The following is a 14112-nucleotide window of genomic DNA, read 5'->3' on the forward strand; positions in this document are numbered from 1 at the left end:
GGGCAGGGCGGCGCCGACTCTGCGTGGGGAGGGTCGCTACCTGATACCGAGCGGCACCTCGAACTGCCAGGCCGAGCGACCGGCTCCGTCTGGAATCGGGGGAAACGGAGAAGCCCGGCGGACCGCGTCGAGAGCGGCCTTGTCCAGCGCGGCAACGCCTGAACTGCCCGTCAGCCTGGCCGACCGGACGCTGCCGTTCGAACCGACGGTAAAGGCAACCGTGGCTGTGCCCGTGGCGCGCGTGCGTGTCGAATTGAAGGCCCGCACCAGCTTTGATCGGATCTTGCCGGGGTAGTTTGTGACGGCTGCATTGCCGATGCCGGACTTGCCGCCCCTGCTGGCAGTCAGGATCTTGCCGTCCTTCTTGCCGTCGGCCGTGCCGCGCGCGACATCCATTTCGTCACGGCCGCCGGAGCCGGTCTTTTTCTTCTTGGAATCGGCTTTGGCAAGTGCCTTGCCCGCCTTCTTGCGCGAGACCGGCTTTTCAGGCTCGTTTGGTTCGGCTTTCCTGGCCGGCTTGTTCTTTGCGGTTGCCTTCTTCGGCTGCTTGGGCTTCGGCCTTTCCGGCTTCGGTTCTTCCGCCGCGACGACGGTCTCGACCGTCTGAACCGTTTCGGCCGGCGCCGGGTCGGCTGGTGCCGGAGCACTCGTCTCGGCAGGATCGGCCCTTTCGACCGTGCTGACTGGCGGCGGCACGGCATTGTCGTCAGTGGGCACCAGCCTGTCGGTCGCGAGAATGTCGGGCGATGGATCCGGGCGCGCCGGCTCGACAGGCTGGGCAGGCGCGGGCTCGGGGCGATCGGCAAGAGGAGCAGTTTCCGTGACGGCCTCGCTAACCGGCTCGACCACATCTTTTTCCGATGCTTCCGCCACATCGGTGACCGGCTGAAGCGCCTCCTCTGCCGCGGTTGCCTGCGCCTCGACCGTTTCGACGGGCTTGGCGTCGAGCATGGTCACCATCGTTACGTTGGTCACTTCCGGGTCGTCTCCGACATCGCCGGCCGCCTGCTGCGGATCGGCGCCGAGCAGCATTTCGCCTTGCTGGTCGGCACCTTCGATGCTTGGCCTGTCGTCCGGCAGGGTGAGAAAGGCCAGCGCCACCGCTGCGTGAAATGCGCAAGAGCAGGCGATCGCCACCGTCCAGTTGTGGCGCCGCTGCATCTGTCGTGCCTGCCGCAATGGCTCCGCCGGCACCGCAGTCAATTCGCCGTCGGCATCGGCGATGCAACTGTCTTCCGGTCTGTCGCGCGGCGAAACATGCAGCACCCCGCGAGGGATGGCGAAATCGGGATCGTCCGGTTCCGGCGGCAGGAAACCGGCCAATGGCCACGCCAGGGTGTTTCGCGCGAATGCCGGTTCCAGTCCCAAATTCAGACCCCGAAGGCGATGCCGGTCCTGGTCTGCGTCTTCAGCCCGCGCATGCAGGCATTCGGCTCAGCGCCGGCGCATTCCGTGGCGCTGTTGATCAACACGCGGCTGACCTTGCCGCAATCGGTGCCGGCAAGGTCGAAACGCGTCACCTTGGTCTTGCCTGCAGGCAGCTCCTTGAAATCGAGCACGGTCAGCCGGTCGACGACGCCGGCCTCGTTGAACAACGCGATCTCGAACGCCGCCTTGGAAAGACCGGCGCCGAGATTGTTGGTGACCACGAAGGTTAGGCGGCAGCCCTTGTCGGATGGCTGCGCGCCGTTCAGCTCGAGGATCAGCGCCGGCGCTTGCTGCTGTGTCCATGCCGGAGCCGCCGCAAGCGACATAGCCACCGCCGCGGCCAACAGACGAAGGGATGCTGTCACGCCTTGCCTCATCGTCAGCCTCCAAACCGCATGGTCGCCGCCAGCTTCAGGGTGACGCCGGGCTCGTAGACGATACTCGTGGTCGACGCGTTCAGTGGGTTGGCGTATTTGACGTCGAACAGATTGTCGGCGCGGAAATCGACCTTGAAATTGTCGGTCGCCTGGTAGCTGGCGAAGGCATTGACCAGCGTATAGTCCTTGGCCACCGCGTTGCCCTGCGGCTTGCCGTTGTATTGCACCTCGCCGCCGACAGTCAGCCTGTCCTCGAGGAAGCGAAAGCCGAGTTGCCCGGTGACCTGGGAGGAGGGGACGGTGACAAGGTCCGCCCGCTCGCCTTCATAGGAAATCGTGTGGCCATCGGTGAACGACGCCGAAAGCCCGGCAAAGCCCCAGGCTGCGTCATAGACGCCCTCCATCTCGAAGCCGTGGATCTTGGCCTTGGCGAAATTCTGATACTGGAAGCAGATCGGGATGCCCGGACCGAACGGGCAGCCGCTGGTCGGGTCGAACGCCGATAGCGTCACGCCGTCGATGTAATCGTCGACATTGTTGTTGAAATAGGCCGCCTTCAGCCGCAGCGCGTCGTCGGCCTCGATGACGCCGTTGGTGCTGTAGTTGACGCCAAACTCCACGGTCTTGCCGGTTTCGGGCTTGAGATTGGGATTGGGGAGGAACGGGAAGCTGACGCCTGCCGGATGATTGCCGCTGATCAGGGTCTCCGATAGCGAAGGGGAACGGTAGCCTTCTGCGTAAGTGCCGTAGAATTGCAGGCCGGAAAGGCTGGCGCTTGCGAAGGGCGAAATGCCCACTGTGATGCGTGGCGACAGCCGGTCGCCAGAGGTTTCGCCGACATCGCTGTCTAGCTTGTAGCTGTCGTAACGCAGCCCGGCGATGACCTCGAGCCAGTCCCAGGTGAGCTTGTCCTGGACGTATGCGCCGGAGACGTTTCTATCGCCCGAGGGCGTGTAGAAACTGTCGCCGCCCGCCGTGCCGCCTGTCTCGACATCGTCGCCAACCCAGTCGCCGCCATAGGTCAGCTCATGCGCGATCCCAACGGTCTCGAATCTCGACGTGTTCCAGATGTCGATGCCGGAGGTGCCGATGTCGAACATCGATTTCGAACCCGCCGGCAAAACCACGGGCAGACCGGTGACCGGATCAAACCGGTTTTGCGCCACAAGGGTCGTCAGATCGAGCTTGGTCTTGTTGTAAGAGGCGTTGATGTGGAGATCGAGCCAGCTCTTGTCTTCGTCGGTGATGTTGTAGCGGGCCGTGAAGGTATTCGCCTTCAGGTCGGCGTCGTTCACCGGCGCGCTGCCGCTGGTCTCGGTCCATCCGTCGTTCGAGCCGATCCAACCGAGCTTCAGCTCGCTGTTTTCGCTGGGGCGGATGGTCGTCTTGAGGAGGCCGCTCAAGACGTCGAAGCCAGTGCCCGCTACAGTGTCGCCGCCGCCATGCTTGTAGTCGTCATAGTCGCGGTAGACGATGTTGCCGAGCACGTCCCAGTTCTCGTTTATCCGGTAGGCGCCGGTGGCGCTGGTGGTCCAGCCTTCACCGTTGGTTTCGTAACGCCCGGTCGCGGATGCCGCCCAGGTCTCGTCGGGCTTGAGGAAATCCTGAGCATCCTTGGTATCGAAAAAGACGACGCCGCCGATCGCCCCGGAGCCGTAGGTATTGGCGACCGGACCGCGGATCACGTCGACGGATTTGATCAATTCGGGATCGATGTAGAAGGTCGATTGCGTGCCGTGATCCGAGCGCTGGAAATTCTGGCGGGCACCGTCGACGATGACGGAGACGCGGCCGAAGTCCTGCAGGCCGCGGATGTTGATGCTGGAGCTGACACGCCTTGCGTCGGCCTGGACGGCGACACCCGGCACACCGAACAGCATGTCGTTGGGCGTCGTCGCCATGCGGCGCTCTAGCTGTTCCTCGTCGACATGGCTGGCTGAAGCAAGCGACTCGATCGCCGTCTCGCCGGTGCGGCTGAGGATCAGGATCTTGTCGAGCAGCGTGGCACCCGCCGGGGCGGGCTTTGCCTGTTCTGGCGGTTGAGACGGGTCAGTCTGCTGCTGGTCGGCTGCCGGTTGGGCAGCCTGCTGGGCGCCGGCCGGTGCGGCGAGCAGCGGGATCGCCGCCGCGCCGGCCAGCAACGCGGCCATTTTGCTTGTCATAGAACAGTGTGCCAGGCCGCTGCCCGCCGGCCGTCCCCAATTCGCCAACCCCATGCTGCAACTCCAAGAATCCATGTTCGATGCTGGCTGGCTTGGGGCTCGCTGGCATTTTTCATCGCGTCCGGCGTCTTAAATGTTGACTCATTTACTCCGGTATTGCACTGCTAGATAACATGACCATTCGAGTCAAGAATTGAATCGGCATTTCACGCAGGCGCCGAGCCAGATGCCCGGCACAGAACAGGGAGCGAACCCATGAACACGCACAATCCCAGCGACTTTCGCTATCGCGTCCGCCGTTCCGACGAAAATTCCGTCCGTTTCGAACGGGTCCAATCGGCCGTGAGAACGCTGTCCAGCAACACGCTGTTCCAGGGCGAGCACGAGATCGGCATCGAACATCACGGTGCGCTGTATCGGCTGAAGATCACCCGGCAGGGCAAGCTCATCCTCAACAAGTAGGTGGTGGAAATGGACCAGCGCGTAAAACCCGCCCCGCACGAGATCCGACGGGCACGGGTAGACAATCCGAAAATGCGCGAGCGCGACCTCGCCGCCCAACTCGGTATTTCGGAGGCCGAACTGGTCGCCGCGCATTGCGGCGACGGGGTCGTGCGGGTCGAGCCGCGTGTCAACGACCTTTTGACTGGTCTCGAAGCTGTCGGTGAGGTGATGGCGCTGACCCGCAACGAAAGCGCGGTGCACGAGAAGATCGGCGTCTACGACAAGGTCGTCACCGGCAATCACAATGCCATGGTGCTCGGCGAAAACATCGACCTGCGCATCTTCCCGAAAGTCTGGGCGCACGGCTTTGCGGTGGAAAAGCGCGACGGCGCCGACATCCGTCGCAGCCTGCAGTTCTTCGACGCCGCAGGCGAGGCGATGCACAAGGTGCATCTCAGACCCGCATCCAACCTCTATGCCTATCAGAAGCTGGTGGCCGGGCTGGAATCACCGAACCAGGAACCGACGGTGGCGATTTCAGCGGGCGCGGCTGACGACGAGATCGAGACTGCGGACAATTCGGCCAGCGTCGAGCATCTGCGCGACCGCTGGAGCCAACTAACCGACGTGCATCAGTTCTTCGGCATGCTGAAGACACTGAAGCTCAGCCGCCGGCAGGCGGTGCGCTTGGTCGGCCAGGATTATGCCTGGCTGGTCGATAACGATGCGGTGAGCGCCATGTTCAACCACGCCGCCGCTGGCGCCATGCCGATCATGTGCTTTGTCGGCAATCGCGGCTGCATCCAGATCCATTCCGGCCCCGTCGCCTCGATCAAGCCGATGGGACCATGGCTCAATGTGCTCGACGAGACCTTCCATCTGCACCTGCGGACCGACCACATCGATGAGGTCTGGGCCGTGCGTAAGCCGACCAAGGACGGCCATGTCACGTCGCTCGAAGTCTATGGCACCGACGGCAAGATGATCATCCAGTTCTTCGGTAAGCGGCATGAGGGCGAAAGCGAGCGCGAAGACTGGCGCTTTCTGGCCGAAAACATGCCGCGTATCCCAAGCCCGACCGCAGCCTGAGGAAAACGACGATGGTTCTTTTCTCCAGGCTGCCATCGGTCTCCAGGTCGGCGCTTGGTCCTGCGGCCGCTGTTTTCCTGGCGTTCGCCGCGCTGATGCCCGCTCAGGCCGCCGAAGGCATCGCGACTTTTGCCGACCGCTCGAGGATCGTGGCCATCGGCGGCTCGATCACCGAGATCGTCTACGCGCTCGGCGAACAGCATCGCCTTGTCGCGCGCGATTCGACCAGCCGCTATCCGCAAGCGGCGGCGGAACTGCCCGATGTCGGCTACATGCGCCAGCTGTCGCCGGAGGGTGTGCTGTCGGTCAATCCGTCGGGCATATTGGCCCTGCACGGCAGCGGACCGAAGGAAGCCGTCGACGTCTTGAAGAAATCAAGAATCCCGTTCATCGAGGTGCCCGAGCGCTATGATAATCAAGGCATTCTCGAAAAGATCCACATCGTTGGCAAGGCGCTCGGCGTCGACGCCAAGGCCGATGCGCTGGCAGCCGAGATTGACGCCAAGCTGAAGGCAGCCGAAAAGCAGACCGCCTCGATCAAGGAGCGCAAGCGCATCCTGTTCGTGCTGTCGATGCAGGGCGGCAAGCTGCTTGCCGCCGGCAGCGACACCGCAGCCGACGGCATCATCAAGCTTGCGGGCGGCATCAACGCCATCGACGGCTTTGCCGGCTACAAGCAATTGTCGGACGAGGCAGTCATCACCGCCAGGCCGGACGTGATCCTGATGATGAACAATGCCGGACCGGCCACCGCGGATGACGAATTGTTTTCGAACCCTGTCGTGGCTTCGACGCCGGCGGCCCGCAAGCTGATCCGCATGGACGGCGGCTATCTGCTCGGCTTCGGCCCGCGCACGGCCGACGCTATCCACGATCTCGCCGTCTCGCTCTATGGCGGCCAGGTCACGGATTGAGCGCGATGGCCGATCAGTCGATCGCTGATGCGGCGGGCATCATGGCGACGGCAGCCGAGGGTGACCGTTCGCGGCGCGCCCGCCTCGTCATCGTGCTGCTCTGCGTCGGGCTGGCTATCGCCGTGCTGTTGTCGCTGACCTCCGGCGCATCCGATGCCTCGGCCATCGGTGTCATGCACGACTGGCTGTTCGGCGCGTTGCCCGGCGACGCGGCATTGAGCGCCCGCGACCATGTGATCATCCATGACATCCGTCTGCCGCGCGTCATTCTGGGCGTACTGGTCGGCGCATCGCTTGCCGTCTCCGGTGCCGTCATGCAGGGTTTGTTCCGCAATCCGCTGGCCGACCCCGGCCTGATCGGCGTTTCGGCCGGATCGAGCCTCGGTGCGGTCGCCGTCATCGTGCTTGGCTCGACGATGCTGGCGCCGCTGACCTCGGCGCTCGGCACGCTGGCTCTGCCGCTGGCTGCGTTCTGCGGCGGGCTGGCGACGACATTGCTGCTCTATCAGGTCGCGACACGGCAAGGCCGGACCTCGGTCGCCACCATGCTGCTCGCCGGCATCGCGCTGGCGGCGCTTGCCATGGCGCTGACCGGCATCCTGATCTTCATGGCCGACGACCGGCAATTGCGCGACCTGACCTTTTGGCAGCTCGGCTCGCTGGGCGGCGCAACCTGGCAAAAAATCGGCTCCGTCGGGCCGATCATCGTGCTGGCGCTGGCGGCAATGCCGTTCCTGGCGCGCGGCCTCAACGCGCTGGCGCTTGGCGAGGCGACGGCCGGCCATCTCGGCATTCCGGTGCAGCGGCTGAAATACACCGCGATCGTCGGCGTCTCGGCAGCGGTCGGCGCGTCGGTCGCCGTCAGCGGCGGCATCGGTTTTGTCGGCATCGTCGTGCCGCATTTGCTGCGCCTGCTGATCGGCCCCGACAACCGTTACCTGCTGCCGGCATCGGCGCTGCTCGGCGCCGCGCTGCTGCTGTTGGCCGACGCCGTTGCCCGCACCATCGTTGCCCCGGCCGAATTGCCGATTGGGATCGTCACCGCGGTCGCCGGTGCCCCGTTCTTCCTGTGGATCCTGCTGCGCAAGCGCGGCGTCATCGACCTGTGAAAGTTTGCCTATGATTGAAGCGCGCGATGTCTCGGTGGCGATCGGCGGCAAGCGCATTGTCGCCAATGTCGATTTCGAGGCGCGGCCGGGCGAAATCGCGGCCATTGTCGGCCCCAACGGTTCGGGCAAGACGACCTTCCTCAGAGCACTGTCCGGCGATCTTGGCTATTCGGGAGAGGTCACCATCAACGGCCGCAATCTATCGGCGATGAAGCCGGTCGAGGCGGCGACGGTGCGCGCGGTGCTGCCGCAGGCGACGACGCTGTCCTTCCCGTTCACTGTGCGTGAGATCGTCAGGCTGGGCCTGGTCGGCGGGCGCTCCGGCGCGCTGCCCGGCGAGGACCAGCGCCTGCCCGAACGCGCGCTGGCGCGCGTCGACCTCGACGGTTTTGCCGGCCGCTTCTACCAGGAATTGTCCGGCGGCGAGCAGCAGCGCGTGCAGCTTGCCCGCGTACTCTGCCAGGTCTGGGCGCCGGTGCTCGACGGCAAGCCGCGCTATTTGTTCCTCGATGAGCCGGTGTCCAGCCTCGACATCAAACACCAGCTGATCATCATGGACATCGCGCGTGATTTCGCCAGACGGGGCGGCGGCGTGGTCGCCATCCTGCACGACCTCAATTTGACGGCGATGTATGCCGACCGGATTTTCGTCATGCATCGCGGCAGGCTCGCCGCTACAGGTTCGCCGCAACAGGTACTCAGCGATGAGCTGATCGAAAAGGTCTTCGATTGCCGGCTGAAGGTCGGCGTGTTGCCGGCAGGAAACATGCCGTTCGTTTTGCCGCAATCGGCAGCTTAGGCAATCAGAAAAATCAGGCGGCCGGCGCCCGTTGCACCAGCATGTCGATGCCGAGCAGGTGTCGCACATTCGGGCGCGCCGCCACCAGATCGGCGATCGTGTAGCGCGACAGCACGGCGAAGAAGGCGTTGAGCGCTTCGCGCAATGCCGAATTCAAGGCGCAGCTGTCGACCAGCGGGCATTCGGCGGCGTCGTTCTCGAAGCACTCGGCCATGGCAAAGCTTTCCTCCGTCACCCGCACGACATCGAACAGGCTGATCGTTTCGGCCGCGCGACCGAGCCTGACGCCGCCATTCCTGCCGCGCACCGTTTCGATCAAGCCGTTTTCGACCAGTGGCTGCAGGATCTTGAACAGGAAAAGTTCCGATACCGAATAGGCGGCGGCGATCTCGGGGATGCGGCTCAGCCGTTCGGTATTGGCGGCGCAATACATCAGAATGCGCATGGCGTAGTTGGTCTGACGGGTAAGCCGCATTGTGTCCTCACATAGCAGTGGTTGGGGTCAATATGGCCTATAGTTTGGAACAATTCCAGACTGGCGCTGCATAATAGATGACTTCAGGCGTCAAGTTTGCATGCGCGATTGCGCGCACCGGGATCAGCGGCGCGCTTTCTGTGGGAAGCGACATTAGATAAGTTCGCATGATCGATCAGGAGCGGCCCACCATGTCACGACCAGCCCCGGTTCTTGCATCCGTCGCGTTCGCCCGGTTCGACACCGACGCCGATGCCAAGCTTTCGGCGCTCAGGCGCACCAAGTTCGCTGCCACCGCAGCACTTGCGTTTTGCGTGCTGATCTTTGCGGCGGCGAAATCGTTCGAGAGCCGGCATGCGTGGTTGGGCTTTGTTGCCGCTTTCGCCGAGGCGGCGACGATCGGCGGGCTGGCCGACTGGTATGCGGTGGTAGCGCTGTTTCGGCGGCCACTCGGCCTGCCGATCCCGCATACGGCTATCATCCCGGAGAACCAGAACCGAATCGCCGACAATCTCGGCCGCTTCATCGAGGTCAATTTCCTGGCGCCGGAGCCGGTGCGCGAAAAGCTCGCCGAAGTCGATTTTTCCGCGCTGGTCGCGGACTGGCTGGCCGACCCGAACCGCGCCGCCGACCTGTCGCGTTTTGTCGGCCGGCTGGTGCCGCAGACGCTGGCGGCGGTCGAGCAATCCGGACTGCGCGGCTTCGTCACCAGCCGTATGCTGGAGCAGATCGAAAAGGTGCCGCTGGCGCCGCTCGCCGCCGAGTTGCTGTCGGCGCTGACTGACGATCGCCGCCACCAGAAACTATTCGACGAGTTCACCAAGGTGGTCGGCCGCTTCTTGAGCGACGAGCAGGCGCTGGCGACGATGCGCGAGAAGATCCGCGAGGAACTGCCGTCGCTGTTCAACCTGTTTCGCGCCGACGCCTATCTGTTGAAGAAGATCGTTGCGTCGGCCGGCTCGCTGCTCGATGAAGTGCGCGCCGATCCGCACCATCCAATGCGCGCCGAATTCGACCTTTTCGTCGCGACTTTCGTCGAGCGGCTGAGGACATCCAAACAATATGCCAGGCGCGCCGAAAAGCTGAAGCGAGATTTCCTCGCCCGGCCGGAACTCAGCGCTCTGGCCGGCGACATGTGGGAGAGCCTGCGGCTGTTCATCGAGCAGGACGCCAAGGCGCCGAATTCGATGATCCGCGACCATCTCGCCACCATGTTCGTCGAGGTCGGCCGCCATCTTGCCGACGACGCGCAGATCAGGGCCGACATGAACCAGGGGTTCATCGTGGCGCTGGCATCCTTCGTCGAAAGCCAGAAGAGCGGCGTGTCCAAATTCATCGCCGACCAGGTCAAGCGCTGGGACCTCGCGCAACTGACAAGGCTGATCGAGATGAACATCGGCAAGGACCTGCAATATATCCGCTTCAACGGCATGATCATCGGTGGCCTTGCCGGGCTCGTGCTCTACACCGCCGAACGGCTGTTTCTCGTCGGCTGACCTCGTCCGAATGGACCGCTGAGCTTCGCTGCACTATCTTCCGTGCAGTGGCGGCGTTCACGGCAACAGGGGGAGAGTACCAGCATGGCAAAACGACCGGATTCCGAGTCCTTTATCGACATGTTCGGCAAGTTCGGCCGCGACCTGAAGCTGCCGAATGTCGATGTCGAGGCGATCCTCGCCCACCACGCCAAGAACCTGGAAGCGCTGGAGAAGTCGGCCAGGGCGAGTGCCGCCGGAGCGTCGGCGCTGTTGTCCAGGCAACGCGAGATGCTACAGGACACGCTGCGCGAAATCACCGACATGGCACAAAACTACAGGGCGCCCGGCAATCCCCAGGAAATGATGCAGAAGCAGGCGGCGTTCGCCAGGAGATCCTTCGAGACCGCGCTGAAGAATGCCGGCGAGATGGCCGAACTGGCGAGGGCGTCCGGCACCGAATCCATCGAAATCCTGCGCAGCCGCATCAAGGAGGCGATGGAGGAGATCCGCGCCGGCCACGACAAGAAATAAGCTGTTCCCCAGCAGCACGCTTGCCGGCGGCGAAGACTGGCGGTTCGCGGCCGAAGATTATGGGCTGGAATCGCACTGACGAATTGACAGGGGCGGCCCGTCGTGGTCCGGAACAGGCAAGCGATCGGGAAAGCAGGAATGACGCAGATACGGCCCACGACGCCGCCGACCTTCGAGCAACTCAGGGCGATGGCCGGGCAGGAATTAGGCGTCTCGGACTGGACGCTGGTCGATCAGCACCGCATCGACCAGTTTGCCGAATGCACGGGCGATCATCAATGGATCCATGTCGATCCCGAGCGGGCGAAGCGGCAAAGCCCGTTTCGCACCACGATCGCGCATGGCTATCTGACCCTGTCGATCATCGGCGCGCTGGCGCTTGAGATGGGCATCGTACCCGAAAACACGCAGGCCGCTTTCAACTACGGTTTCGACAAAGTGCGTTTCGTGGCGCCAGTCAGGGTCGGCTCGCGAATCAGGCTGCGCACCACGCTGTTGTCGATGGAAGACAAAGGCCCGGGGCAATATCTGATGAAGGCTTCCAATACGGTCGAGATCGAAGGCGAGCAGAGGCCGGCGCTGACCGCCGAGACGCTCGTCATGCTTTACGCACGCCGCAAGCGGGCCGGCACCTGAGAGACCGTTTGGAAACTCTACTCTGGCGGCCATCTGATCGCGTTTTCTGCGCTTCCGGCCTTCGCCGGCCGAAGCACCGATCAGCGGTCGTGGCAGTTAAGGCTACGGCCGGCGTAGGCCGGTGCTCACGGACCTAAATGTCCGCTGCGCTCCGGTTCTCGAAACCACCACCATATGACTGGCCAGAGCGAATTTCGAAACAGTCTCCGAGGACACGGGCTCAGACAGGCGTGCGGCGGTGCAAATCAGCGCGACATCGCCTGTTCAAGCGCCCTGAAAATCCGGTCGTCTCCGGACTGGGCGACGTTGAAGCGCATGAAACGGCTGGCCGACCGAGACAGGCTGAACGCATTGCCGGGCGCAAGCACGACGTTGGCCGACAAAGCGTGACGGGCGACATCCGCGGCATCTATCCCCTCCGGCAGCCTGCACCACAAAAACATGCCGGCCGGCTGATCTATCCATGGCACGATGCCGATGGCCTTCAGGCGGGCGCTGGTTTCTTCCACGGCGCGCGAGAGCCGCGCGCGCAGCAGATCGACGTGCTTGCGATAGAGGCCGTCCTTCAGCAGCGTCAGCACCAGTTCGGATGCAAGCCGCCCGCTGCCAAAGGACGTGGCGATCTTGAGATCGGTCAATCCTTCCATCCAGTCGCGAGGAGCGGCGATGAAGCCGCAGCGCACCGATGCCGAAAGCGTCTTGGAGAAGCTTCCGATATGGATGACCCGGCTGAGACCGTCGAAGGCCGCCAGCCGGGGCGCGGGCGTATGTTCGAAATCGGCGAAGATATCGTCCTCGATAATCGTCAGCCCCGACTGGTCGGCGAGCTTCAGCAGCCGATGGGCGGCGACGGGCGACAATATCGCGCCGGTCGGATTGTGGAGCGCGGAATTGGTGATGTAGAGGCGCGGCCGGTGCTCGTTCAGCGCTTGCGCGAACAGCTCGATGTCCGGCCCCGAGCGTGTGTAGGGAACGCTGATCACCTTGGCCCGATGGGCGCGCAACAGGGCATGGAAGTTGAAATAGCAGGGATCGTCGACCAACACGGTGTCACCCGGTTCGAGCAGAAACCTACACAGCAGGTCGATCGCCTGGGTGCCCGATTCCGTCAGCATGATCTGGTCCGGGGAGGCTTCGATACCGTGCTCGGCCATGCGCCGCGCCAGCAGATGGCGCAGCGCCGGCAAGCCGAGCGGCGTGCCGTAATCGGTCAGCGCGGCATCGTCGGCGCGGGCCATGGTCCGCAGTGCGCGGCGCAATCCGGCCTCGGGCATCCATGCGGCCGGCAACCAGCCGCAACCGGGTTTGAGCACATTGTCGCCAGCTTCCAGCGATTGGCGCGAGACCCACAGCGGGTCGACAGCACGGTCAAGCCTGGGGCCGATCTCGGCCAGTGACAGCGGAGCCAGCGATCCGGCGGCATAGAAACCCGAGCCCGGCCGCGAGCGGATCATGCCTTCCGCCGCAAGACGCTCATAGGCTTCGACCACGGTGGATTTGGAAACCTGCATGGCCTTGGCGAAAGCCCGGATCGAAGGCAGCCGCATTCCCGGTGTCAGGCTGCGCGCGGCGATCCTGTGCCTGATCGTCGCCATGACGGTTTCGACAAGCGTCCGGCTGCCCTCATCTGTTGTCGTCTGCTCGTCCATCCGTACTGCTCAGCCTACCATGACGGTTTTGTCGAACTGTACCTCATTGTCTCTGGCGGAGCCATACGCCCGGCCCGATAGAGGGCGAAACGAGCGGGGCATCGATGGACAAGGTGGCAAGTGGCTGGGCGGCGAGTGGTTGGGCGGCGAGTAGCTGGGCGGCGAGCGGCTGGGTCAACGGGTTCATAGGCGTGCTGATCTTCAGCGGTTCGCTTCCGGCGACGCGCGTGGCGGTGATGGATTTCGATCCGGTGTTCGTGACGGTCGCCCGTGCGGCTTCGGCGGGCATTCTCGGCCTCGCGCTGCTGCTCGTTTTTCGCCAGAAGCGACCGGAGCGGCAAGATCTGTTCTCGCTGGCGATCGTCGCGCTTGGCGTCGTGGTCGGCTTTCCCCTGCTGACAGCGCTGGCGCTCAAGCACATCAATTCGGCTCACTCGATCATTTTCGTCGGCCTGTTGCCGTTGGCGACCGCGATCTTCGGCGTGGTTCGAGGCGGTGATCGCCCGAAACCGGCGTTCTGGCTGTTCTCGTGTCTCGGCAGCGCCCTTGTTGCCGGTTTTGCAGTGACGCATGGCCTCTCGGTCTCGCCGCTCGGCGACATCTTGATGCTGGCCGCCATCATCGTGTGCGGATTGGGCTATGCCGAAGGAGCGACGCTGTCGCGCAAGCTCGGCGGCTGGCAGGTGATCTCGTGGGCGCTGGTGCTGTCGCTGCCGGTCATGCTGGCGCTGACGTTCATCACCATGCCGCCGTCGCTCGAAAGTGCCGGCAGGGGCGCGTGGATAGGTTTGGCGTATGTGTCGCTGTTCAGCATGCTGATCGGTTTCGTGTTCTGGTATCGCGGCCTGGCGCAAGGCGGCATCGCCGCGGTCGGGCAGCTGCAACTGCTGCAGCCTTTCTTCGGCCTTGGGCTGGCGGCAGCGCTGCTGCATGAGCAGGTCAGTCCCGCCATGATCGCCGTCACCGCCGCCGTCGTGCTTTGCGTCGTCGGCGCCAAGAGATATGCGAGATAGGTGCGCCG

Annotated in this window: 14 protein-coding genes; 9 read left to right on the forward strand and 5 right to left on the reverse strand. The window is 63.8% G+C overall.

The features are described from left to right. Positions 1-36 precede the first annotated feature (36 nt). Genes NKH29_RS01985 through NKH29_RS01995 form a run of 3 tightly spaced genes read right to left on the reverse strand, consistent with a single transcriptional unit; the run spans position 37 to position 4021 of the window. Entirely contained in the window at positions 37-1323 is a 1287-nt protein-coding gene (locus NKH29_RS01985; RefSeq protein ID WP_352495976.1) for an energy transducer TonB family protein, read from the reverse strand. Positions 1324-1370: 47 nt separating this feature from the next. Next, entirely contained in the window at positions 1371-1805 is a 435-nt protein-coding gene (locus NKH29_RS01990; RefSeq protein WP_031194295.1) for a hypothetical protein, read from the reverse strand. Positions 1806-1807: 2 nt separating this feature from the next. After that, positions 1808-4021 (reverse strand): TonB-dependent hemoglobin/transferrin/lactoferrin family receptor, encoded by a 2214-nt coding sequence (locus NKH29_RS01995; protein WP_502911190.1) that lies wholly within the window; start codon positions 4019-4021, stop codon positions 1808-1810. Between the two features lie 201 nt (positions 4022-4222). On the opposite strand from NKH29_RS01995, the gene hemP reads away from it, so the two are divergent. The 5 genes from hemP to NKH29_RS02020 are packed head-to-tail and all read left to right on the forward strand — an operon-like array spanning position 4223 to position 8322. Next, the gene (gene hemP / locus NKH29_RS02000) at positions 4223-4429 is read left to right on the forward strand and encodes a hemin uptake protein HemP (protein ID WP_023720005.1); all 207 of its coding nucleotides are present in this window, start codon (positions 4223-4225) and stop codon (positions 4427-4429) included. Between the two features lie 9 nt (positions 4430-4438). Then, positions 4439-5500, forward strand: coding sequence for a hemin-degrading factor (locus NKH29_RS02005; RefSeq protein WP_023720006.1), 1062 nt, complete (start codon positions 4439-4441; stop codon positions 5498-5500). 11 nt (positions 5501-5511) lie between these two features. Continuing rightward, positions 5512-6414 carry a heme/hemin ABC transporter substrate-binding protein gene (locus NKH29_RS02010; protein WP_023720007.1) on the forward strand — a complete coding sequence of 301 codons (903 nt, stop codon included), beginning with the start codon at positions 5512-5514 and terminating at the stop codon, positions 6412-6414. Between the two features lie 5 nt (positions 6415-6419). Continuing rightward, positions 6420-7523 (forward strand): FecCD family ABC transporter permease, encoded by a 1104-nt coding sequence (locus tag NKH29_RS02015; RefSeq protein WP_023720008.1) that lies wholly within the window; start codon positions 6420-6422, stop codon positions 7521-7523. 10 nt (positions 7524-7533) lie between these two features. Continuing rightward, positions 7534-8322, forward strand: a complete 789-nt coding sequence (locus NKH29_RS02020) for a heme ABC transporter ATP-binding protein (protein ID WP_023720009.1) — start codon at positions 7534-7536, stop codon at positions 8320-8322. A gap of 13 nt (positions 8323-8335) precedes the next feature. Here the strand turns inward: NKH29_RS02020 and rirA are convergent, their stop codons facing one another. Further along, positions 8336-8797 carry an iron-responsive transcriptional regulator RirA gene (gene rirA, locus NKH29_RS02025; protein WP_023720010.1) on the reverse strand — a complete coding sequence of 154 codons (462 nt, stop codon included), beginning with the start codon at positions 8795-8797 and terminating at the stop codon, positions 8336-8338. A gap of 191 nt (positions 8798-8988) precedes the next feature. Between rirA and NKH29_RS02030 the strand changes: the two genes are divergently transcribed. The 3 genes from NKH29_RS02030 to NKH29_RS02040 all read left to right on the forward strand — a co-directional run bounded on the left by NKH29_RS02030 (position 8989) and on the right by NKH29_RS02040 (position 11442). Further along, on the forward strand, positions 8989-10293 hold the full coding sequence (locus NKH29_RS02030) for a DUF445 domain-containing protein (RefSeq protein WP_023720011.1): 1305 nt from the start codon (positions 8989-8991) through the stop codon (positions 10291-10293). Between the two features lie 84 nt (positions 10294-10377). Continuing rightward, positions 10378-10806 (forward strand): phasin family protein, encoded by a 429-nt coding sequence (locus tag NKH29_RS02035; RefSeq protein ID WP_023720012.1) that lies wholly within the window; start codon positions 10378-10380, stop codon positions 10804-10806. Positions 10807-10944: 138 nt separating this feature from the next. Beyond that, positions 10945-11442, forward strand: coding sequence for a MaoC family dehydratase (locus tag NKH29_RS02040; protein ID WP_023720013.1), 498 nt, complete (start codon positions 10945-10947; stop codon positions 11440-11442). 245 nt (positions 11443-11687) lie between these two features. Here NKH29_RS02040 and NKH29_RS02045 read toward each other — a convergent pair whose 3' ends face one another. Continuing rightward, on the reverse strand, positions 11688-13091 hold the full coding sequence (locus tag NKH29_RS02045; protein WP_352484216.1) for an aminotransferase-like domain-containing protein: 1404 nt from the start codon (positions 13089-13091) through the stop codon (positions 11688-11690). Between the two features lie 104 nt (positions 13092-13195). On the opposite strand from NKH29_RS02045, the gene NKH29_RS02050 reads away from it, so the two are divergent. After that, positions 13196-14104 (forward strand): DMT family transporter, encoded by a 909-nt coding sequence (locus NKH29_RS02050; protein ID WP_352998901.1) that lies wholly within the window; start codon positions 13196-13198, stop codon positions 14102-14104. The last annotated feature ends 8 nt before the right edge of the window (positions 14105-14112 follow it).

This window comes from Mesorhizobium sp. M1295 (genome assembly GCF_040318135.1).
In the GTDB taxonomy this organism is placed as follows: Bacteria; Pseudomonadota; Alphaproteobacteria; order Rhizobiales; family Rhizobiaceae; genus Mesorhizobium.

Excerpts from the sequence above, each read along its gene's own strand:
- NKH29_RS01990 (WP_031194295.1), bottom strand. The coding sequence starts at position 1,805 with ATGAGGCAAGGCGTGACAGCATCCCTTCGTCTGTTGGCCGCGGCGGTG.
- NKH29_RS01995 (WP_502911190.1), bottom strand. The coding sequence starts at position 4,021 with ATGGGGTTGGCGAATTGGGGACGGCCGGCGGGCAGCGGCCTGGCACAC.
- hemP (WP_023720005.1), top strand. The coding sequence starts at position 4,223 with ATGAACACGCACAATCCCAGCGACTTTCGCTATCGCGTCCGCCGTTCC.
- NKH29_RS02005 (WP_023720006.1), top strand. The coding sequence starts at position 4,439 with ATGGACCAGCGCGTAAAACCCGCCCCGCACGAGATCCGACGGGCACGG.
- NKH29_RS02010 (WP_023720007.1), top strand. The coding sequence starts at position 5,512 with ATGGTTCTTTTCTCCAGGCTGCCATCGGTCTCCAGGTCGGCGCTTGGT.
- NKH29_RS02015 (WP_023720008.1), top strand. The coding sequence starts at position 6,420 with ATGGCCGATCAGTCGATCGCTGATGCGGCGGGCATCATGGCGACGGCA.
- NKH29_RS02020 (WP_023720009.1), top strand. The coding sequence starts at position 7,534 with ATGATTGAAGCGCGCGATGTCTCGGTGGCGATCGGCGGCAAGCGCATT.
- rirA (WP_023720010.1), bottom strand. The coding sequence starts at position 8,797 with ATGCGGCTTACCCGTCAGACCAACTACGCCATGCGCATTCTGATGTAT.
- NKH29_RS02030 (WP_023720011.1), top strand. The coding sequence starts at position 8,989 with ATGTCACGACCAGCCCCGGTTCTTGCATCCGTCGCGTTCGCCCGGTTC.
- NKH29_RS02035 (WP_023720012.1), top strand. The coding sequence starts at position 10,378 with ATGGCAAAACGACCGGATTCCGAGTCCTTTATCGACATGTTCGGCAAG.
- NKH29_RS02040 (WP_023720013.1), top strand. The coding sequence starts at position 10,945 with ATGACGCAGATACGGCCCACGACGCCGCCGACCTTCGAGCAACTCAGG.
- NKH29_RS02045 (WP_352484216.1), bottom strand. The coding sequence starts at position 13,091 with ATGGACGAGCAGACGACAACAGATGAGGGCAGCCGGACGCTTGTCGAA.
- NKH29_RS02050 (WP_352998901.1), top strand. The coding sequence starts at position 13,196 with ATGGACAAGGTGGCAAGTGGCTGGGCGGCGAGTGGTTGGGCGGCGAGT.